Below are 20,697 nucleotides of genomic sequence, written 5' to 3'. Positions count from 1 at the left end.
GATGCCGGCTCCTCCATGACCCTGCGCAAAGCCGCAGCTTCCTCCACGCAAACAGACACACCTAACAGCGCTGGCGCGCCGCCGTCGACATAGCGCCATGCCCCGACGTCGACGCCGCTCCCAATTCCGACGCCGACACCGACGCCGGCTCCTGATTTCAATGCTGACGCCGGCTCCCTGCCGACCGACAGGCGCGCCGCACTCCCATCACCTGACCCTCGAACAACTTTGCCCTTGCGAAATACGTTAGTCACCACTAACGTATTATCTGTGTTGGATGCCTTGGAGATTGCTGCGGAGCCGAATCGGCGACGCCTGCTGCATCTTCTCGCCAGCCACGAACAGGCGGTCGGGGAGCTGGCCGCCCATTTCACGGTGAGCCGCTCCGCGGTGTCCCAGCACCTGCTGTTACTGGAGCAGGCCGGCCTGGTATCTGCCCGCAAAGAAGGACGGAACAGGTATTACAGGCTCGACCCGGTGGGAATGGGCCGGCTCCGTGAACTTGTCGAACAGTTCTGGACCTACGAACTGGATCTGCTGGCATCGGATGCGGCCGCACTTGCCGCACAGCGTCACGGCCCTCCGCAACATCACACGACCAATTCAGATACTTCGCCTCAAGACAAAGGATCACTCTCATGATGTTCGATAAGACCATTCACCTGCCCGTCGGCGTCGACGAGGCCTTTGCACTCATCACCGAGCCGGAACGTCTGCGCCGCTGGCAGACGGTGGCGGCCCGGGTTGATCTTCGGATTGGCGGCGAATACCGATGGACCGTCACTCCTGGCCACCACGCAGCCGGCACTTTCACGGAGATCGAGCCGGGCAAGCGCGTCGTCTTCACCTGGGGCTGGGAAGCCGGAATGGACCTGGCGCCGGGCGCTTCCACCGTGTCGATCACGCTGGAGCCCGACGCCGACGGCACCACGCTCCGTCTGGTCCACGATGGCCTCAACGCCGAACAGGCCGCAGCACATGCCGAGGGCTGGAACCACTACCTGGACCGCCTGATCGCCGAAACCTCCACCCCGGCCGGCGCCGGTCCGGACGAGTGGTCAGCGGCCCCGGATTCGATCGATCACATCAGCTCTGCTGAGGCATCCCTCGCCGTGCTCCTGGGCGTGCTGCGAAAGCTCACTCCGGAAGACCGGGAGAAAGCCACTCCCTGCGAAGACTTCACGGCCCACGAGTTGCTGGAGCACCTGGCCGGTTCGCTGAAGCAGATCGGCGGAGCACTGGGCGCGGACGTGAGCGACGACGCCGGGGCAGGCCCGGAAGTGCGCATCGCCGGACTCGCGCAGGCCACCCTGGAGGCGTTCAGCCGCCGTGGTGTCGAAGGCACCATCGACATGGGCTTCGCTGAACTTCCCGCCACCGTCGTCGCCGGAATCATCAACCTCGAGCTGCTCGTGCACGCGTGGGACTTCGCGAAGGCCACTGGCCAGGAACTCGTCGTCTCCGACGTCGTCACCGATCACGTTGAGGCGCTGGCCCTGCTGACCATCTCCGACCAGGTCCGCGCCAGCGGCAGCTTCGCCGCCGCCCAGCCGGTCGCGGAGACCGCAGGCAGCCTGGAGCGCCTGATCGCGTTCACCGGCCGAACCATCGCCGTCTGAAGTTTCCTACCCGATACCCGTCAGAGACACCCCAGGAAAGCAGGGAACAGTATGTCCAAGTTCGTCTTCATCTACCACGCCCCGATGACCCCCGCCGAGGCCGCGCCGCCCGCACCGGAGGACATGGCGGCCGCCATGGAACAGTGGAACGCGTGGGCCGCTAAAGTCGGCAACGGGCTGATCGACTTCGGGACGCCCCTGGCCAACGGCGTCCGCGTTTCCGCCGGCGGAGCCACGGCACCGAGCCAGCGCGAGGTCGCCGGATACAGCATCATCGAGGCCGAAAACCTTGAGGCGGCCGTCGAGCTCGCCAAGCAGCACCCGCACCTGAACATGCCGGGCGGCTGTGAAATCGAGGTTCACGAGGCCCAGCAGATCCCCGGAATGTAGCAGCGGCTCGACCCGATGCTCGTGGCCTGTTCGCCGCTGCCCAACGGCAGCGGCGAACACGCTTTAACCGGCTCCGGACCATCCTCCGTGGCTGTGGCCGGAGCGCCGGAGCAAGGCGGCCTGCCGCCGCTTTCCACTCTGGCCCCGTGGTCTAGAGATAGTCGCTAGCTCGTTCGCGGGCGATTTCCAGCAGGGTGGAGTGGAAGGCCACCTCGGCCGGGGCGTAGACCTTGTCCTCGCGCTGCGCCAGCAGTATCCGCCGCAGCGGGGCGGCGGAACCCAGGCTCAGCACCTTCACGTCGGGATGCTGAAGTGCCACGGCTGTCTTGGGCACCATGGCCACGCCCATTCCCACACTGACCATGGCCTGGGCCTCCTGGTAGTCGTTGGCCAGGAAGGCAATCTGCGGTTCGAATCCGGTGTCGTGGGCGGAACGCTGCAGAACCTCCACTACGGGGTGGGCCTCGGCGCGAACGATCCAGGACTCGTTGCGCAGGTCTTCCATGCTTACCTGCTCACGGTCGGCGAGTGGGTGGCTGCGGGCCACCAGGATCACGGTGCTCTCCTGGAAGACTTCGGTTACGCGGATGGAGTCGTCCCGGAACGGATTCCATGGGTAGTCCCAGAGCAGGCACAGCCCCGTGACCCCGGACTGCAGATCTGCCACGAGTTCATCGAAGCGGGCGCTGCGCAAGGAGAGATTGATGGCCGGGTACCGCTTCTTGAAGGTCCGGATAACGACGGGCAGGAAGGACCCTGCCAGTGTCGGAAAGGTGCCCACGGTCAGGGAACCGCGTTTGAGGCCGGCAATCTGGCCCAGGTCGGACCGTGCTGCCTGCATCTGCCAGACGATCTTGCGGGCGTGGCCGGCCAGCACCTGGCCGGCCTCGGTGGGCACCACCCCGCGGGAGCGGCGGGTAAGGAGCGGCTGCCCCACTTCTTGTTCGAGCTTTCGCAACTGCTGGGAGACGGCCGAGGGCGTGTACATCATGAGCTCGGCCGCGGCGGTGATCGAGCCCTGCTCCACCACCTCCAGCAGTAGCGCCAGCCGCCTTATGTCGAACAAGCCCTGACCCTCGTCGTTAAGCAACGCTTCACCCTTCTCCGGATTTCGTTCATTCCCTATCAGGATGTGGCCTCCGCTCAGCCCATCGGGGACTAATCCAGCCAAGGGAGGCTGGAAGGACGGGAATTGATCTTCCCGGGCTCAATGAATGTAGCTATTCTACATCCCCCCACAAAAATCCAACATTGTCTAAAGATGTGATCTGGCTCAATCTTTTTACAGATCCTCATCTAAATCTGAGGCACGAGGAGAAACGGGAAAAATCATGGAGATCGAAGCCCGATGGATGCGCGGAGGCACCAGTAAATGCTGGGTGTTCGATGCGGAGCATCTTCAGGAGGGCGGCACCAGCCTGGATGTGCTGCTGCCGCGGCTGTTCGGCAGCCCGGACCCCCGCCAGATCGACGGCGTCGGCGGGGCGACATCGACGACCAGCAAGGCCGTGATCCTGCACCGGCCCGTCAGCGACGAGGTTGACGTTGAGTACACCTTTGCCCAGGTGGGTATCGAAGAGGCCTCGGTGGACTGGGGCAGCAATTGCGGGAACGGTTCGGCAGTGGTGGGACTGTACGCCATCGAGAGGGGATGGGTGATCCCCACCGGAGACGTCACCCGGATCGTCACCCGCAACACCAACACCAATCAAATCATCGTCCAGCGGGTGGCCACCCCGGCCGGCGCCTTGGCATCGGTTCCGGAGGCCCAGATGCCCGGCGTGCCCTTCCCTGGCTACGCGGTGGGGCTCGGCTTCCAAGACCCTGCCGGCAAGACCACCGGTGCGCTGTTGCCCACGGGCGCGGCCACCGACACCATCACGGCAGGCGGAGCCCGTTGGACCGTGTCGATGGTCGACGCCGGAGCCCCCGTGGTGATGGTCCGCGCCGAGGAGCTGGGCCTGGACCCGGCCAGGTACGACAGCTGGCGCGCCGGGGTGGAGCTGCAGCTGGATACGCTGGAGCAGATCCGGAGGCAGGCAGCGGTGCGGATGGGGCTGGTCCCCACGGCAGCCGAAGCGGCCCGGGCCATCCCGAAGCTCGCCATCGTAGCCGCGCCAGCGTTGGCCGGCCCCGGTGCCGACGCCAGCGTCATGATGCTCTCCATGGGCAAGCTCCACCCGGCGCTGGCCATCACAGGCAGCATTGCCCTGACCTTGGCCGCCCGCACCGCCGGCACCGTGCTGCACACCATCACGGGCGACACCTTGGGGAGGACGCTCCGGCTCCGCACCCCCGCCGGGGTGATCGAGACGTGGAGCGAGGAGCACGACGCGACGCTCCTCGTAGGCGTCGACCGCACCGCCCGCACCATCGCCACAACCATCATCCATCTCCCCGAGGTTCCCGGCAGCGCCGTCGCTGCCTCCCTCGCGGGAGCCACCCGCTGAGGAGGCCATCATGACCAAGACTGAGCACCGCACCGCTGTCGCTGCGGACGAGACCCGGGGCAAAGGGGCCCCGAGTCCAACCCGTCGCCGCCGTATCCTACTGGTGGCGGTGGGCGCCGGTTTCGCGATCCTGGCTTTGATTGCCCTCGTGCTGGGGGGTGATATCTTCAACCCCTCGGCCACCCCGCAACCGGAGCACTCCATGACCGCTGTCCAAATCATCCCGCTCGTCATCCTCGTCATAATGTTCATCGTCGCCACGAAATGGCCGCTGAACATCGGCGTGATGGGGCTGGTCGCCTCCTTCGGCGTCGGCTATTTCATGCTCGGAATGACGGACAAGCAGATCCTCGAAGAGTTCCCGGCCAGCATCGTCTTGACGATCATCGGAGTCACCTACTTCTTCAGCATGGCCCAGAGGAACGGCACCATCGACATCATTGTCCAGACCTGCGTGCGCCTCGTCAGGGGCAAGACGATGCTGCTGCCCTGGGTGTTCTTCCTGATCGCTGCTGCGCTCACGTCACTGGGCACGTTCTCGCCGGCCGCCGTCGCGCTGCTGGCGCCTGCTGCCATCGGATTCGCCTACGAGTCCCGGATTCATCCTGTACTGATGGGCGCGTTCATCATCAACGGAGCCCACGCCGGCGGCTTTTCCCCGCTGTCCGTGGCCGGCGTGCTGGTGCACGACATCGCCCTCAAGAACGGATTTCCCATTTCCCAGGGCGCACTCTTCATTGCAAGCTTCGCCCTGAATCTCATTCTTTCGGTGCTCACCATCGTCCTGTTCGCCCTCCTGGGCAGGCTGCGCGACGGCGAAGGCGGCCAGCATGCCGACGTCGACACCGCCCGCACCAGCCGCCCCCGCGGGCAGCAGATCCTCACGCTGGCACTGATCGCGGTGATGCTCGTGTGCACCCTGGGCTTCCACATGCCGATCGGATTTGTCGCACTCTCCGCCGGACTTCTGCTGGCCCTTGTCAACATCAAGGAACACCAAACGTTCATCGGCGGCGTCTCTTGGTCCACGGTCCTGCTGGTGGCGGGCATGATCACGTATGTCTCCCTGCTCCAGCACGTTGGCGTCATCGACACCCTCGCCGAGCAGGCGCTGGCACTGGGCGCACCACTGCTGGTGGCACTGGTCCTCTGCTACGTCATTGGCGTCGGCTCAGCCTTCGCCTCCTCCACGGCGTTGCTGACCGCGTTCATTCCCTTGGCCGGTCCGCTCCTGGCTACCAGTTCGCTGAGCGCCTCCGGCACGGTCGCGGCGCTGGCGATCGCTGCCACAGTGGTGGATGTCTCGCCCTTCTCCACCGACGGTGCGCTGGTGGTCGCCAACGCCCGCGGGAACGACCGGCAGCGTGTCTACCGGCAGCTGATGGCCTATGCAGGCGGCGTGGTTCTGGTGGCTCCCGCCCTCGCCTGGGTCCTGCTTGTACCCACCGGCGTCATGTAACCGGTCCCGCCACGGCGATTCCGCATGGCCAACAGCGAGGCAGCCACCTCAAGGACCACCTCGCTGAATTGAATAGACGGCCCGGACATATTGAGTCCGCCGGCACCAGACCGCAGTGGGGCGGCGAATGATGATCACCGGGATCATCGCCTATTCGCAACGCGCGCCGCCCCACTGCACTGACCCCAGAAGAGCAACCGCAGGACCTGGGCCCAGCCCGTTCAGCCCGGCTCGCAGAGCCTTTTAGCTTTCGCTTCCTGGCGAGGAACAAAATCCAACTGCAGAAGCCCTGCCGGGCCCAAGCAGGCTGAGTTCGGCGGTGTGAATCGCAGTGGTCAGTGGCGGTGTTGTTGCAGCGCTACATGGCAGCCCCGGCGCCCGTAAGCCGATGCGCTTGTGGGGGTACCTTCGATCCAATCGCCCCCCGGCGCCGGGGGGCGGCTAGGCGGCCGAACGTCCGAAGGCGCTGCGTCCAGGCCTGAAGCGAAGGCACGCGCTGGGGTTTCTAGGGAACTCGGCCGTGATGTCGCATGAGGCGGTTCGCCAGAACGGCTCATCAGACAGGCGCCGCTGGCGGGTACAAATCATCGCACTTGCAATACTGTGTAGCGAGTGACGGACGAGCCAACAAATAGCGGCTGGGTGAACGTTCCCCATGCCAGAATCTACTGGGAATCGACCGGTGAGCCCTCCGGCGTTCCGGTCCTCTACCTTCATGGCGGCCCCGGCGGTTCCCTTGGTAAGGGCGGGTACCGCAAACGACACGACCACACCCGATTTAGGATCATCGGGCTGGATCAACGAGGGTGCGGCAAGAGCACTCCGACGGTCCAAGAGGATCTCGACCACCTATCCGAGAACACCACGCAGGCCTTGATCGAAGACATTGAGGCGGTGCGCGAGTTCCTCGGTATCGAAAGGTGGATCGTCACCGGTGTTTCCTGGGGCAGCACGCTCGCCCTCGCTTATTCCCTCAGTTACCCCGGTCGGGTCCTCGGCATCGCTCTCGTAGCCGTGACATCAACTAGCCGGGACGAGGTCCGATGGATCACTGAAGACGTCGGACGCGTCTTCCCTGAGGCATGGAACGAGTTCTCCGAGGCATCCAGCGCAAACCCGGGCGAGCGAGTGGTCGAGGCTTACGCCCGGCGGCTGGCTGGGGAAGACCGCGACGACGCCAGACGAGCCGCCTTATCCTGGGAGCGCTGGGAATCCACGCATGTATCCCTGGACCCCAACTGGGTGCCCGGCGCGTTGTTCGAGAATGAGCGGGAGCGGATGACGTTCGCCCTTCTGGTTTCGCACTACTGGGCCAACGACGGATTCCTGACGGACGGGCAGGAAATCATCCCCCGGATTCACGAGCTCAACGGCATCCCCGGATACCTCATCCACGGCCGGCGCGACATTAGTGGCCCTACTGTAACCGCATGGCAGCTGCAACGGAGATGGCAATCAAGCCAGCTTGTCATTATCGAAGACGAGGGACACGGCGGCCCTGCATCCATGGCGGCATTGTCAGAAGCAGTCGAAGAAATTGCTGCCATGATAACCACCGCCTAGGGAATGAGCGGACCAGCTGGGGGAGGAAGCTCTGATTCGCGGCGTCACTGGTCAGGGCGAGGGTTCCAAAGGCGAACATCAGGATCATCAAAGCCGGAACCGAGATAGTCCCGGTCATCGCCATCACGCATACGCCTGCGAGGATCAGGCCACGGCCGAGGTCTCCGCCGATGAGTACTCATCGTCACCAAAATCAGAACGGAAAAAGCCAAGGTGGCTATATAGCTGCCGAAATCGGACACCGTCGAGGCCAACCAGAATCTGACGATTGCCCGGTGGCGACGAAGGTTCGGCTGCATTGCAGAAGAGCCGTTGGCAGAGATTTCCCACGTTCCCCCAATCGTCTCCTAGGCAAAGAGCTTGACGTAGAGCACTAGTTGGAGTGCCGCAGCCGTAATGGAACTGATTAGCTGATGAGTGCGTGCGGGGCTGGGTCCGCCCTGAAGATGCTGTCGCTGATGTCTCCGGCCGGGAACGGGCCTGTCGTCCCGGGGCTCCTTCATCGTCGGTGTCGGCCCCGGTTCAGGACCTGGTGTTTGGCGGTGGCTCAGAGTCTGACGTACCCGTGGATGATGGTGCGGCTGCTGCCTCCGACCCAGATGGCATCCGCCTCGGAGGTGATCGTGAGCAGTCCGCCGCGCCCGAGTACAGTTCCTTGCTGCACGGTGTAGTTCCCGTCGAGAGCCCCTTCGCTGCGGAGCCACTGTGCCAGTCCGGCGTTGACGCTGCCGGTCACGGGGTCTTCGTTCACGCCGTGCCCGGGCGCGAAGGTGCGGACCTCGAAGTCTGCGGGTTCGCCGTTGTCGTAGGCGCCGATGACGCCCATGTTCAGGTGCCCCATGGCATTGAAGTCCGGCCGGAGGTCCAGGACCTGCTGGGCTGATGCGAGYCGGATCCCAAGCCAGCCGGGGCCGTTGTCGACCCAGTTGCTTCCCAAGACCTGCCCGGCGTGGATGCCGAGGCTGGCAATGACCTGCTCCAGGATTGCCGGTTCGACTGGGCCTGATCTGGTCAGGGGCGGGGCCTGGAAGGACAGTTCGGTGTCGGTGCGCCGGATCGTGACCAGACCGGCCCCGCACTCCTGGACGAGCTGCCCATCTTCCTGGGGCACACCGCCGGTTTCCAGCCAGGCATGGGCGGATCCGAGCGTGGGGTGTCCGGCGAAGGGTACTTCGGCCCGTGGGGTGAAGATGCGGAGCCTGTAGTCCGCTGCCGGGTCGGTGGGGGTCAAAAGGAAGGTGGTCTCTGAGAGGTTCGTCCAGTTGGCGAAGTTCTGCATCTGCTCGGTGGACAGGCCATCGGCGTGACGGACGACGGCGACCGGGTTGCCGGCTTTCGGGCCGGGGGCAAAAACGTCCACCTGGGAGAATTGGCGCGTGGATTCGGCGGGGGTCATGTGGGGTCCTTCTGTTGGTGCGCTGGCAGGCAGCGTTGGTTATTCTCCAACAACCGTAGGGCCATACTGGCTTTAGAATAAAGGGCCAGTTTGATTTTCTGGCATTGCCGTTGCTGGGAGTGGTCAGGGCCAGGCGGGGAGGGTTGAGGCCAAGGCTACGTGGACGGCGGCCCCTCCCATAACGCTGATGACGGCGTTCCGGCGCCAGAGGTGCAGGCCGGCAGTAACCATGAATCCCGTGGTGACCGTCACGGTCACCGGCGTTGCTGCCGGAGGGGCGTGGCGGAGGGTGTAGAAGACCAGGATGGTCATGATGCCGGCTGAGCTGATCAGTACGGCCGCAAGAATGCAGATCGGTTCAGGCATGACGGGCCTTCCTTTGCCGGATGGCGTACTGGACGAAAAGGAACGCGACGAACATGCCCATCGCGGCAATGAGTATCACTTCGCCGAAGACCAGGTGTCCGACCAGTGCGCAGCCGAGGGCAACGGCCGGGATCGGGATGCTGCGCCGGACGCGGTAGGCATCGATTCCCAGCACCAGGAAGAACGCCATCAAAGTCCAGGCCAACGACGCCCGGAGGAATCAACGTCCCGCCCAGCGCACCTGCCGTGACCGCTCCGACCCACGCGATCCGGAATGAGGCCTGGAAGGGGAGACGCGCAGACTCGACGTCAGATGCAGCGGTCGAATTCGGTAGGCTGAGGCCAACATTGTCTTCGACACAAACACCGCCAAGTCCCTTAACCGGAAGTGGCTGCTCGAAGAATTCCATCGAGATGCCGACAAGGACTGCTGATGTTTGGGTTGAGTCGGTGACACGCATGGTTGGGCGGGGTCGCGCCTATTTCGCCATTCAGGCGATTGCCGGATTCTCTTTGTGGACCGCGGTTTTCGTGTCGCCGACCGTGTGCGAGGCGACCCTCGGTATTCTCGACCCCGCTGTGGTCGCGGTCTTCGACCTTCCACTTTTGCTCGCAGCACGCTACGTGGGCCTCTCACCTGTTGCGATGATCTGTCGGCGTCGAATCCAGGAAGCCTTAGAGCGTCTCCGGAACGAGCCCCGACTCCGACATCGCCACCATTTGCGGCAGACTTTGGCTACTCAGACCAAGCACACCTGGCCAATGACTTCCGCACAGTCCTAGGGCTCACACCCGTCGAGTACCGCAACCTCGCATCGGGCCTTTCTTCCCTCGAATAAGCCTGAAAGCCCTCGGCACTCGTGTCTTGTGAATCGCAAGGCTAATTGGCGGTGAATTCGCAGAGCTTGGTGGTCTATGGCGGTCGCCGGCATGGTCGAGGGCGCCCCGATCGGCATCATCCTGCAATCATGGCTCGCCGTCGCCTACGCGATCATGGGCTCGGTGGTGTGGAACTACGCCGTCAGGCCACTTGAGGTAGAACGGTTCCCTGATCGTCCGAGTGCAGCTTCCGGCACTCGACTTGGTGGTGCCGTTAGGGGTCTTCGTAGAAATCCAGATCGGCGATGAGGTGCTTCGCTGTGCTCTTAAACCACGTCGCCCCATGTTAGATCGCAGCTTAGCGTTGCTCCGCTGTCCCTGCGGGAACCCTGAATGGACGGTTCAGTCGGAGTGCCGGGGCCCAGCATTCGGGCTCGTGAGATTCCCGCGGCGGCGGGTTCTTCCCTGGAACCCCACCCTTTCCCCGAGCCGCCGGGAGCGCAACATTCGGCCACATCCCCAGGAAATCTTTCGTCCCATGTACGACGGCGGCGCGACGCCGGCTCCGTCACGCGCGGTCGCCGGGCGTCACCGAGACTTCACAACGCGGGGTCCGGTGGGGCGCGGAGGCGTCCCGGAATGGCCTCTGATGACCGCGTGAGTCTGCCCTGTTACGGACTGCGTCCGATTGGGTAGCGATTGGCGTCCGTGGCTGTTTTCGTCGCCGGATTACGCGCGGTTTCGTGGGGTGTCGGGGCACCTGCCGGCTCGGATTCAACTCTGTTCTGATGGTGGACACGGTCCGGTAACCCCGGTCCGCACCATCGAATCCAGAAAGAATCCGCTATGAAAAACCGACTCTTACCCGCAGGACTTTTCCCCACCTTGGGCGTTGCTGCCGCCCTGGCGGTCTCGCTGGTGGTCTCCGGTTGCGGCGGCCCTGCGAGCGCCCAGTCCCCGGCCGGAAATGCCCCTGGGACGCCCGAGGTGACCGAACTCCGCTACGAGGGCTGGGCCAACAGCGTCACGTTGCCGGAGCTGGCCGAGGACCTCGGTTACCTAGGCGATGTGAAGCTGAACTGGGTAGGCAACACCATCAGCGGGCCGGCGAGCATCCAATCAGCCGCGACAGGAGCCACCGACTTTGGCGGCGCCTTCTCGGGTGCCGTGGTGAAGCTCATCGAAGCCGGCGCACCGGTCACTGCGGTGATCAATTACTACGGCGAGGACGAGAAGACGTTCAACGGCTTCTATGTCACCCAGGAGAGCCCCATCCGGTCGCCACGGGATCTGATCGGCAAGAAGGTTGCGGTCAACACCTTGGGCGCCCATGCGGACGCCGTGATCAATAGCTACCTCAAGAAGAACGGTCTGTCGCAGGAGGAGATCAAGCAGGTTCAACTCGTCGTCGTTCCGCCCAATGACACCGAGGAGGCCATCCGCCGCGGACAGGTCGACGTCGGGTCGCTCGGCGGAGTGCTGCAGGATAACGCTGTCGCCAATGGCGGCCTGCGGTCCCTGTTCAACGACTTCGAGCTGTTTGGAACCTTCGCTGGAGGCCAATACGTACTGCGCAAGGACTTCGTCGAAAAGAACCCGGAAACCGCGAGGATCTTTACCACCGGCGTGGCCAAGGCCATCGAATGGGAACGCAGTACGCCCCGTGACGAGGTGATCGCACGGTTTACGAGCATCATCAACAAGCGCCAGCGTTCTGAAAGTACCGCGGCCCTGAAGTACTGGAAGAGCGTCGGTGTCCCGTCCAAGGGCGCCATCAGCGATCAGGACTTCACCCGCTGGTCAGCGTGGCTGAACGACACCGGAATCGTGACCGGTGACATCACCCCCTCCAAGTACTACACCAACGACTTCAACGACCTGCTGAAGGGGGCGGCATCGTGACCCGTGATACCGGCCAGGCGCCGAAAATCAGCCTCCGGGACGTCGGGAAACAGTTCACAGTCCGGCCCAGCAAGGACCAGCCGGAGGGCACCACCCTGACGGCGCTGGAGGGCATCACCCTCGACGTCGCCGCGGGCGAATTCATCACTCTGGTCGGTCCGAGCGGATCCGGCAAGACCACCCTCCTGGACCTCCTTGCCGGGCTCACCCGGCCGGACACCGGCCAGGTGCTGGTGGACGGCAAGGAGGTGACCGGACCCGGCCGCGACCGTGCCGTCGTGTTCCAGCAGTACGCACTCTTTCCGTGGCGCACCGCGGCCGCCAACGTCGCCTTCGGCCTCGAAGGGTCCGGCAGCGACGGGCGCCGGCTCAGCCGCAAGGAACGTACCGACAAGGCCCGCCACTATCTGGAGCTCGTTGGCCTGTCCGGCTTCGAGGACCGGTATCCCCATGAGCTCTCCGGGGGCATGAAGCAGCGCGTTGCCATCGCCCGGAGCCTCGCGTACGAACCCGACGTCCTGCTCATGGATGAACCGTTCGCGGCGCTGGATGCCCAGACCCGGGAACAGCTCCAGGAGGAACTCCTGCGCATCTGGCGGTCCACGGGCAAGACCATCATCTTCATCACGCACGGCATCGACGAAGCCGTATACCTGGGCCAGCGGGTGGCCGTGCTCAGTTCCCGCCCCGGCCGGCTCAAGCAGATTGTCGACATTGACCTGGGGGAGCGGAGCGGTGACGGCGACGTCCGTTCCGACGCCGTCTTCGTCGAACACCGCCACCAAGTCTGGTCCCTGCTGCACGACGAAGTCCGGAAGGCCCAGGAAGCCGGGCACGCCAAAATCCGGCCCGACGGGTCAGCACCCGACGAGGCACCCCAACTCAGCAAGGGACAGCTCAGCAAGGGAAGGGCAGCCTGATGACCGCACCAACACTGACCAAAGACGCCGCCGCGCCTGCCGCACCTGCCGCCCCTGCCGCACCCGCGGCCGACGCCGGGCGGACCGCGCAGCCCGCGGGAGCCCGACACCTCCCCTCCCTGGTCCGGTCCAGCGCCCGCAGGGCCGGACGCGGGATCTGGGCCTCCGGCGCCATCCTGCTGTTCCTTCTGCTCTGGGAACTGGGGCCCACGTACCTTGCCTCGCCATCCACCAGGGTGTTCCTCCCGCCGCTGCACGAGGTCCTGCGTGCCCTGGGGTCCCTCCTCGCCAAGGGTCAGCTGCAGAACCATTTGGCGGCAAGCCTCACCCGCTCCGCCAGCGGCTTCGGCATCGCCGTCGTCTCCGCCGTCGCCCTGGGCCTGCTGGTCGCCTGGTACCGGTCCCTTGACCGGTTCTTGAATCCGCTGCTGGAGGTCTTCCGGAACACGGCGGCGCTTGCCCTGCTCCCGGTCTTCACCCTCCTGCTGGGGATCGGGGAGACGTCCAAGATCAGCATCGTGGCCTACGCCGCGTTCTTCCCCGTCCTGCTGAACACCATCGCCGGCGTCCGGACCGTTGACCCGCTCCTGATCCGTGCCGCCCGCTCCCTGGGGCTGTCCAACTTCCGGCTGTTCCAGAAGGTCATCCTGCCCTCGGCGGTACCGACCATTTTCACGGGAATCCGGATGGCCGGAACGTCCTCGATCCTGGTGCTCATCGCCGCGGAAATGGTCGGGGCCAAGGCGGGCCTCGGGTACCTGATCGTCAATTCCCAGATGAGCTTCCTGATCCCGGACATGTACGCAGGGATTCTGACCGTCTCGCTGCTCGGCCTGCTGGTCAACTACCTGCTGGTCGCCGTCGAACGGCACTTCTCCCGGTGGCGGACCGCCGTCGGATCCCAATCGAACTAGACCAGCCAACCTCACCACCCCCCACAGATCAAGGAGACCACCACCATGTCGATAGCTACCGAAACCCGCCTCAAATTCCGCAAACTCAGCGCCCGCATCGGCGCCGAGATCCGCGGCCTGGACCTCAACAGCGAGCTCAGCGACGCCACCATTGCCCAGATCCGTGAAGCCCTGAACACGCACAAGGCCCTGGTCTTCCGGGACGCCAACATTCGCGACGACGAAGCCCAGGTGCGCTTCGCCAGCCGCTTCGGCCCGCTCACCCAGGCACACCCCACGGTGGCCTCCGTAGAGGGCAAACCGGCGGTCCTGCCGGTAGACAGCGAAAACGGCAGCGCGAACAACTGGCACACCGACGTCACCTTTGTCGTGAACCCGCCGCAGGCCTCCACCCTGCGCAGCATCACCCTGCCGGCCTACGGCGGGGAGACCCTGATCGCCTCCTCGGCAGGTGCCTACCAGGACCTGCCGGAGGAACTGCGGAACTTCGCCGACACGTTGTGGGCCGTCCACACCAATGACTACGACTACTCCGTGCCGAAGAACCTCGAGCACGCCAACGCCGATGAGCGGCGGAAGGAATTTGCCCGGATCCACTTCGAGACCGCCCACCCCGTGGTCCGGGTCCACCCACTGACAGGGGAGCGCGGCCTCTTCATCGGCGGCTTCGCCCAAAGGTTGCGGATCGTGGGATTGTCCAACACCGAATCCAAGGACATCCTGCGGCTGCTCCAGGCCTACGTCACCCGCCCGGAGAACGTGGTCCGCGTCAACTGGGAACCGGACCAGCTGGTGCTCTTCGACAACCGCATCACCCAGCATTACGCCCCGGACAACTACGACGGCCAGCCCCGCCAGCTGAACCGAGTCACGGTGGCCGGCGATGTTCCCGTAGGCATCGACGGACGCAGCAGCTCGTCCATCCAGGGCGATTCCTCCGTCTATTCCGAGACGGTTGTTCTGCCCGCAGACTTGCCCGGAGACGGGCTGTGAGCGGCGCACGGCAGCTGCACCTGAACGCGTTCCTCATGAGCACCGGGCACCACGAAGCCTCGTGGCGGCTGCCGGAAAGCGACAGCTTCGCCGGGACCGACGTCGCCCACTTCCAGCGGCTTGCCCGGACCGCGGAACGCGGAACGTTCGACTCGATCTTCTTCGCGGACTCGCCAGTACTGCACGGCGACGTCGGACAGCGCCCGTACGGCAGCCTCGAGCCGACCGTACTGCTGGCGGCCATCGCCGCCGTCACCGAACGCATCGGGCTCATCGCGACGGCCTCCACCACCTACAACGACCCCTATAACCTGGCCCGGCGGTTTGCCTCCGTGGATCACATCAGCGGCGGCCGGACCGGGTGGAACGTCGTGACCACCGCCGGGGACGCCGCGGCAAGGAACTTCTCGCTGCAGGACCAGCCGGCCCACGCGCTGCGGTACGAGCGGGCCGCGGAATTCCTGGACGTTGCCCGCAAGCTCTGGGACAGCTGGGAGGACGGCGCCGCCGTCGGGGACAAGGACGCCGGGATTTGGGGGGACAACACCCGCGTCCATCCGGTCAACCACGCCGGCACGTATTTCAGCGTCCAGGGCCCCCTGGATGTGCCGCGCTCCGTCCAGGGCCACCCGGTGATTGTCCAGGCGGGCTCCTCGGAAGACGGCAAGGACTTCGCCGCCCGCTACGCCGAAGCGGTTTTCACCGCCCAGCAGACGCTGCCAGAGGCACAGCGCTTCTATGCGGACCTGAAGCAGCGAACGGCCGCAGCCGGCCGGGACCCGGAGACGATCAAGATTCTTCCGGGCATTGTTCCGGTCATCGGGTCCACGGAGGCCGAAGCCCGGCGGTTGGAGAAGGAACTCGACGGACTCATCCACCCCGGGCACGCCAGACGGCAACTCGCCGGGGTCCTGAAGGTCTCGCCGGAGTCGCTGGCCCTGGACGCCGAGCTACCGGAAGACCTGCCTTCCGAGGACGAGATCGAGGGCGCCAAGAGCAGATACACACTGATCGTGGACCTCGCCCGGCGGGAACGCCTGACCGTGCGCCAGCTCATCGGCAGGCTCGGGGGCGGCCGCGGACACCGGACCTTCTCCGGGACCCCCGAGCAGGTGGCCGACGCCATCGAGGAATGGTTCGTGGCCGGGGCAGCGGACGGCTTCAACATCATGCCGCCCGTGCTTCCGTCCGGCCTTGACGCTTTTGTTGACCACGTCATCCCGATCCTGCGGGACCGCGGACTCTTCCGGCGTGAATACACCGGGCGGACCCTCCGCGAGCACTACGGGCTGCCCCGGCCGGCCAACACTTTCGCTGCGGCCGGACGGTCCAGCCATGTGGACAACGTCGGTGCGCCGAGAGGCGGACTGCTGGTCTCGGAACGATGACCTGAGTGGGTCCAGGGTTCGGCTCACGACCGGATGGAAGCCCCGGGCAGCAACAGCTGTCCGGGGCCTCCTCACTTCAGGGGCGTGACTGTCAGCGGAAAGTGGTGCGCAAATCACTGCTCTGTTTGGCGTTGCCACGTCCCGTTGAGGAACCCCAAACGGCAGTACGGTAGCTCTTCGCGGGCTGAAAATAATCGGTCGCGTCCGCCTCTTCCTTTGGGGAACTGCTTCGCGTACTCCTCGGCCGTGCCGAAATCGGCTTCCGCCGCAGTCCCTGCAACGGCCCCGGCCCTTGGCCTTGGCAACCTTCATCCCTTCCCGGGTGCGGGCTCGGAAGAGGCCCCTTCGAACTCTGCGACCATCGCCTGGACGTTGACGACTAGGGTATCCCTGATTCCATGGTTCTGGGACCGGTTGAGCGGGAACCGGCAGCCCAGGGACCTGAACGAATCGCCCCGACGCGTTAGCATGTGACTCATGCCCATCAAACTCGAAAACGTAGGCATAGCCGTCCGCGACCTCGAAGCAACGATCGACTTCTTCACTGACCTTGGTCTGACCGTCGTCGGCCGTGACACCGTCAGTGGCGAGTGGACCGACACCGCCGTCGGCCTCGATGGCAACCACGCCAACATCGCCATGCTCCAGACGCCAGACGGCCACGGTCGCCTTGAGCTCTTCGAGTACATACACCCCGACGCAATCGAGACGAAGCCAACCCGTCCCAACGAGATCGGCATGCACCGTGTCGCCTTCTCTGTCGACAACATCGACGAGGCCCTCGAGATCGCCGCGAGGCACGGCTGCCACCCGCTGCGCGGCGTGGCGACCTACGGGGACGTCTACAAGCTCACCTATGTCCGCGGACCAAGCGGCATCATCGTGATGTTCGCCGAGGAGCTGAAGAAGACCCACGTAGCGTCGACCAGATGAACGGTTAAAAGCCCATGTCGGAGTCGAACGGCCGAGCGAAGAGAAGCCGGGGCGCGGCATTCCTGCCGATCGGGATCGTTTTCCTGGCCGTTGCGATCGCAATGATATTTCTAGGAACCACGGCCTGGATTGCCTTCTTCACTGTGGGTATCACGTTCCTCATCCTCGGGATGCAGGAGCCCGCAGGCAAAGATGAGCGTCCCCCGGCGAGGCTTCGCAGGGCTGACCTCGACCGGCATCTTCCCCGCCGAATGCTTTTGTGCCGGTTCTGGAGAAAAGGGACATGCTTCCCACTTGGACACTCTCACGCCCGAAACCGTTGACGCAGCTAGAGGAACTAAGCGCTGCTAATTCACTGCCAGCTCTGCGGTTTTCATAACCTCAGGGGCGTGATGCGCCCGGCTTGATGCTGGCCAGCAGGATGGCTGCCGCGTTGGTGGCGACAATGATGCCGATACCCAGCCATTCATGAACGGCGAGGATCTGCCCCAGCACGATCATCCCCGAGAGGGCCGCAAGAAGGGGATTGATGCTCATATATACACCGAAGAATGCCGGCCGCACCTTCCGGAGCGCCACCAGGTCCGCGGCGTACGGGATGACAGAGCAAAGCACTCCGGCGATCACCGAATACAACAGCGCCGGACCCGTCAGGGACCCCGCCGAGATCAGATAACCGACCACCGGCAGGTAGAACACCATGGAGACCAGGGTTGCGGCTGCCGGGCCCTGCAGCCCGGGCAGCCGCTGACCCACGACCCCATTCAGAATGATGTAGGCCGCCCAGCAGGCGGCCCCGGCCGCAGCGATTCCAATGCCAAGGAAGTCGCTCGAAGGTCCCGGCATCACCAGGACGTAGACGCCGGCACCGGCGCACAGCGCACACAGCAGGTCGAGTTTGGACCTGGACCGCATGAGGGCGATTGCAAGCGGGCCAAGAAATTCCAAAGTGACGGCCAACCCCAGCCCGATGCGCTGGATGGCGACATAGAGGCAAATGTTCATGAGGGCGATCGTTCCGCCCAGCAGGAGCGCCGGCCACCACTGTTTCCACGTGAACCGATGGAGGGGCGGCCGGGCGGCCGACAGGAGGACGGTCGCGGCCACGAGTTGCCGGACGGCGACCACACCGGCGGGTCCGAGCACCGGAAACGCGTGGGCTCCAATGCCCGCCCCGATTTGATTGCTGACCCCGCTGCCCGTCATGGTCAACAGGCCACCGAATATCCGGGGCTGGGTTTGAGCTGACGGACGGCGGTCTTGGCCCGAGCCGTCCTCTGTGTATGCCTCCATAACCCAAAGTGTGGGGCGAAATCTTCAAACCAATAAATGCTTGCGGTGACCGTTCTATACGATGACCGTATGAATCTTGAGCTGCGCCATCTTAGGGCACTCGTGGCTGTCGACGACGCCCGGACCTTCACCGACGCGGCCATCAGTTTGGGAACGTCCCAGGCAAGCGTCTCCCGGTCGGTCGCGACCCTGGAACGCACCCTTGGAGTCCGTGTTTTCCAGCGAACGACGCGCAGCGTGACCCCGACCGCCGCCGGGCAGCGGATCATAGAACACGCACGGCGGGTCCTGGACGAAGCCCGGCTGCTGGAAGAGGCCGCGAGGGATCACGCGGGCGAGCTCAGGGTCGGCTACGCCTGGTCCGCGCTGGGCAGCCGGACCATAACCGTGCAGCGCCGCTGGGAAGAGGYGAACCCGGGAGTGCAACTTATCTGGGTCCAGTCGAACTCGGCGACGGCCGGCCTGGCCGGCGGATCCGTGGATCTGGCCGTTGTCCGCCGCGGGCTCAATGACCCGCGCTTCACTGAGACGCTGATCGGAACAGAGTTACGCTATGCCGCGGTGGCCACGACTGATCCGCTGGCCCGCAAACGGTTCCTCCGCATGGCGGACTTTGCCGGGCGGACAGTCGCCGTCGATAGCCGGACCGGAACCACAGTCGAGGATCTTTGGGAACCGGAGGCCCGGCCTTCATCCCTGCGCCCCATCCAGGGAGTAGACGATTGGCTGACGCTGATTTCGACGGGTAAGGCCATGGGCATGTCCTCGGAAGCGACCGCCACGCAGTACCAACGTCCCGGGGTTGCGTACAAACCGGTCCGTGACGCCCCTCCCATACCGGTCTTCCTTGCATCTTGGAAGGATGACCCGTCAGTTCTCCTTGCCGCCTTCGCGAGCCTGGTCCGACAGGTGTTTACGGAAAACCGTGGGACCGGGTCCGGCGGGAACGATTAGGCAAAATCGCGGAATGGGGCACAGCGGGAACGACGAGCTTGTGGCTTGTCCCTGGTTCACATGAGGCAGGGAAGCGTGTAATGGTGTACGTTGGCTTCCCGTCAGAACTAAACATAGGAATGAGAGTCACCCCCGTGGCAACCGATTACGACGAAGTCCGATCCGACGTCAAGGAATCGCAGGATAGCTCCCTGCAGGCGCTGCAATCCGCCAACGCCCCGGATGCCCGCAGTGTTGTCCGCGAGATGGATGAGACTGACGCATTTGACGATGCGATCAGCCCCGGCGGGGAATTCGTCGCCGAGGAACTCGTCGTACAGGTCATCCCGCAGGCGCAGGACGAATTCACCTGCTACTCCTGTTTCCTGGTCCGGCACCGGTCCCAAGTGGCACGCGAAAAGAACGGCCACACTTACTGCATCGACTGTGAAGGCTAGGACAATGGCCCCGCGTGTGTGCGGCGCGGGGGCGGTTTTCCGCACCGCTCCGGGTCAGCGGACCAGCATCGTCCACGGCAGGTCCAACTAGTCCATGCTCCGCCTGAAACGCCTGGCAGTGCTCGGCCTGTTCGCGTTTTGCGTCATCACCGCGTTCTTGTTTTGGGCACTCCGCTACTCCGGCGCGGAGACCCGCGCCGCCCTGCCACCACCGCCCCGGGCGGAGGCGAAACTCGAAACGCTGTCCACCGGAATCACCTCCGCCGTGAACATAACCCGGAGCACGGACGCCCAATGGCTCATCGATGCCGCCGCGCAGACGGACATCCCAGCCCGTGCGCTCCAGGCCTACGTGGCCGCTGCCGGCGCGGCCAACGAGTCGGCTCCGGCGTGCGGCATCGGCTGGAATACGGTGGCAGGGGTCGGCTTCGTCGAGTCCGGCCACGGAACCTACGGCGGCGGAAGCCTGACCAGCGCCGGCCAGGCGAGCGGGCCAATTGTCGGTCCGAGCCTCAATGGCGACGGTTTTGCCGCGATCCCTGATACGGACGCCGGTGCCCTGGACGGCGACGCCCAGTGGGACCACGCCGTCGGACCCATGCAGTTCATTCCCTCCACCTGGCAACTCGCAGGGCGGGACGGGAACGGTGACGGAAAAGCCGACCCGTTCAACATCGACGACGCCGCCCTAAGTGCTGCCTCGTACCTGTGCGCCCGAGGCGGTGACCTCACGACCGCCGGGGGCTGGGCGGATGCCATCTACTCCTACAACCAGTCGGATACGTACGTGGCCAACGTACGCGACTGGGCCACTGCCTACGCCGCGCGGGCGGGCACTACCGGATAAGTCCGCGGCGATGACGCGCTGATTAAGGCGCCCGTCCGCCCGCAGGGCAGAATG

Annotated in this window: 20 protein-coding genes; 15 read left to right on the top strand and 5 right to left on the bottom strand. The window is 64.8% G+C overall.

The annotated features are described in order from the left end of the window. Positions 1–282: 282 nt before the first annotated feature. The 3 genes from AC1DR1_RS17925 to AC1DR1_RS17915 are packed head-to-tail and all read left to right on the top strand — an operon-like array spanning position 283 to position 2,009. Positions 283–642 (top strand): ArsR/SmtB family transcription factor, encoded by a 360-nt coding sequence (locus AC1DR1_RS17925; protein ID WP_476993016.1) that lies wholly within the window; start codon positions 283–285, stop codon positions 640–642. Next, positions 639–1,619 (top strand): TIGR03086 family metal-binding protein, encoded by a 981-nt coding sequence (locus tag AC1DR1_RS17920; RefSeq protein WP_364743016.1) that lies wholly within the window; start codon positions 639–641, stop codon positions 1,617–1,619. Before AC1DR1_RS17925 ends, AC1DR1_RS17920 begins: the two co-directional genes overlap by 4 nt. 51 nt (positions 1,620–1,670) lie before the next feature. Beyond that, positions 1,671–2,009: a YciI family protein gene (locus AC1DR1_RS17915; protein ID WP_229992357.1), complete on the top strand. Its 339-nt coding sequence runs from the start codon at positions 1,671–1,673 to the stop codon at positions 2,007–2,009. Positions 2,010–2,160: 151 nt separating this feature from the next. Here the strand turns inward: AC1DR1_RS17915 and AC1DR1_RS17910 are convergent, their stop codons facing one another. Beyond that, positions 2,161–3,099 carry a LysR family transcriptional regulator gene (locus tag AC1DR1_RS17910; RefSeq protein WP_364743022.1) on the bottom strand — a complete coding sequence of 313 codons (939 nt, stop codon included), beginning with the start codon at positions 3,097–3,099 and terminating at the stop codon, positions 2,161–2,163. Positions 3,100–3,340: 241 nt separating this feature from the next. On the opposite strand from AC1DR1_RS17910, the gene AC1DR1_RS17905 reads away from it, so the two are divergent. The 3 genes from AC1DR1_RS17905 (at position 3,341) to AC1DR1_RS17895 (ending at position 7,481) form a co-directional block, all read left to right on the top strand. Continuing rightward, positions 3,341–4,459, top strand: coding sequence for a PrpF domain-containing protein (locus AC1DR1_RS17905; RefSeq protein WP_476966793.1), 1,119 nt, complete (start codon positions 3,341–3,343; stop codon positions 4,457–4,459). A 10-nt stretch (positions 4,460–4,469) separates the two neighbouring features. Beyond that, positions 4,470–5,918 carry an SLC13 family permease gene (locus tag AC1DR1_RS17900; RefSeq protein WP_364743028.1) on the top strand — a complete coding sequence of 483 codons (1,449 nt, stop codon included), beginning with the start codon at positions 4,470–4,472 and terminating at the stop codon, positions 5,916–5,918. A 642-nt stretch (positions 5,919–6,560) separates the two neighbouring features. Beyond that, the gene (locus tag AC1DR1_RS17895) at positions 6,561–7,481 is read left to right on the top strand and encodes an alpha/beta fold hydrolase (RefSeq protein WP_476993015.1); all 921 of its coding nucleotides are present in this window, start codon (positions 6,561–6,563) and stop codon (positions 7,479–7,481) included. 547 nt (positions 7,482–8,028) lie between these two features. Here the strand turns inward: AC1DR1_RS17895 and AC1DR1_RS17890 are convergent. The 3 genes from AC1DR1_RS17890 to AC1DR1_RS17880 form a co-directional block, all read right to left on the bottom strand. Further along, complete coding sequence (locus tag AC1DR1_RS17890) at positions 8,029–8,877, bottom strand: PhzF family phenazine biosynthesis protein (RefSeq protein WP_476966791.1); 849 nt, start codon at positions 8,875–8,877, stop codon at positions 8,029–8,031. A gap of 123 nt (positions 8,878–9,000) precedes the next feature. Next, positions 9,001–9,243, bottom strand: a complete 243-nt coding sequence (locus AC1DR1_RS17885; protein WP_476966790.1) for a hypothetical protein — start codon at positions 9,241–9,243, stop codon at positions 9,001–9,003. Then, positions 9,236–9,433 (bottom strand): hypothetical protein, encoded by a 198-nt coding sequence (locus AC1DR1_RS17880; RefSeq protein WP_476966789.1) that lies wholly within the window; start codon positions 9,431–9,433, stop codon positions 9,236–9,238. Before AC1DR1_RS17880 ends, AC1DR1_RS17885 begins: the two co-directional genes overlap by 8 nt. Positions 9,434–10,908: 1,475 nt before the next feature. Here AC1DR1_RS17880 and AC1DR1_RS17875 point away from each other — a divergent pair. The 6 genes from AC1DR1_RS17875 to AC1DR1_RS17850 all read left to right on the top strand — a co-directional run bounded on the left by AC1DR1_RS17875 (position 10,909) and on the right by AC1DR1_RS17850 (position 17,112). Further along, on the top strand, positions 10,909–11,964 hold the full coding sequence (locus AC1DR1_RS17875) for an ABC transporter substrate-binding protein (protein WP_476966788.1): 1,056 nt from the start codon (positions 10,909–10,911) through the stop codon (positions 11,962–11,964). Next, the gene (locus tag AC1DR1_RS17870; RefSeq protein ID WP_476966787.1) at positions 11,961–12,884 is read left to right on the top strand and encodes an ABC transporter ATP-binding protein; all 924 of its coding nucleotides are present in this window, start codon (positions 11,961–11,963) and stop codon (positions 12,882–12,884) included. The genes AC1DR1_RS17875 and AC1DR1_RS17870 overlap by 4 nt, the downstream gene beginning before the upstream one ends. Next, positions 12,884–13,798 (top strand): ABC transporter permease, encoded by a 915-nt coding sequence (locus AC1DR1_RS17865; RefSeq protein WP_476966786.1) that lies wholly within the window; start codon positions 12,884–12,886, stop codon positions 13,796–13,798. The genes AC1DR1_RS17870 and AC1DR1_RS17865 overlap by 1 nt, the downstream gene beginning before the upstream one ends. Positions 13,799–13,843: 45 nt before the next feature. Then, on the top strand, positions 13,844–14,791 hold the full coding sequence (locus tag AC1DR1_RS17860; protein ID WP_476966785.1) for a TauD/TfdA dioxygenase family protein: 948 nt from the start codon (positions 13,844–13,846) through the stop codon (positions 14,789–14,791). Then, positions 14,788–16,179 (top strand): LLM class flavin-dependent oxidoreductase, encoded by a 1,392-nt coding sequence (locus AC1DR1_RS17855; RefSeq protein WP_476993014.1) that lies wholly within the window; start codon positions 14,788–14,790, stop codon positions 16,177–16,179. Before AC1DR1_RS17860 ends, AC1DR1_RS17855 begins: the two co-directional genes overlap by 4 nt. 477 nt (positions 16,180–16,656) lie before the next feature. Further along, positions 16,657–17,112, top strand: coding sequence for a VOC family protein (locus tag AC1DR1_RS17850; RefSeq protein ID WP_229992369.1), 456 nt, complete (start codon positions 16,657–16,659; stop codon positions 17,110–17,112). A gap of 381 nt (positions 17,113–17,493) precedes the next feature. Here the strand turns inward: AC1DR1_RS17850 and AC1DR1_RS17845 are convergent, their stop codons facing one another. After that, complete coding sequence (locus AC1DR1_RS17845; protein WP_364743056.1) at positions 17,494–18,405, bottom strand: EamA family transporter; 912 nt, start codon at positions 18,403–18,405, stop codon at positions 17,494–17,496. Between the two features lie 69 nt (positions 18,406–18,474). Between AC1DR1_RS17845 and AC1DR1_RS17840 the strand changes: the two genes are divergently transcribed. The 3 genes from AC1DR1_RS17840 to AC1DR1_RS17830 all read left to right on the top strand — a co-directional run bounded on the left by AC1DR1_RS17840 (position 18,475) and on the right by AC1DR1_RS17830 (position 20,643). Beyond that, a complete protein-coding gene (locus AC1DR1_RS17840) occupies positions 18,475–19,359 on the top strand; it encodes a LysR family transcriptional regulator (protein WP_476993013.1) in 885 nt (294 codons plus the stop codon). Positions 19,360–19,493: 134 nt separating this feature from the next. Continuing rightward, positions 19,494–19,796, top strand: coding sequence for a DUF4193 domain-containing protein (locus AC1DR1_RS17835; protein ID WP_229992372.1), 303 nt, complete (start codon positions 19,494–19,496; stop codon positions 19,794–19,796). A gap of 94 nt (positions 19,797–19,890) precedes the next feature. Continuing rightward, the gene (locus AC1DR1_RS17830; protein ID WP_476993012.1) at positions 19,891–20,643 is read left to right on the top strand and encodes a lytic transglycosylase domain-containing protein; all 753 of its coding nucleotides are present in this window, start codon (positions 19,891–19,893) and stop codon (positions 20,641–20,643) included. Positions 20,644–20,697 lie beyond the last annotated feature (54 nt).

It is taken from the genome of Arthrobacter sp. P4_F10, assembly GCF_056401435.1.
Note: the sequence above shows the minus strand (reverse complement) of the source record. Positions and strands in the feature narration are given on the sequence as shown.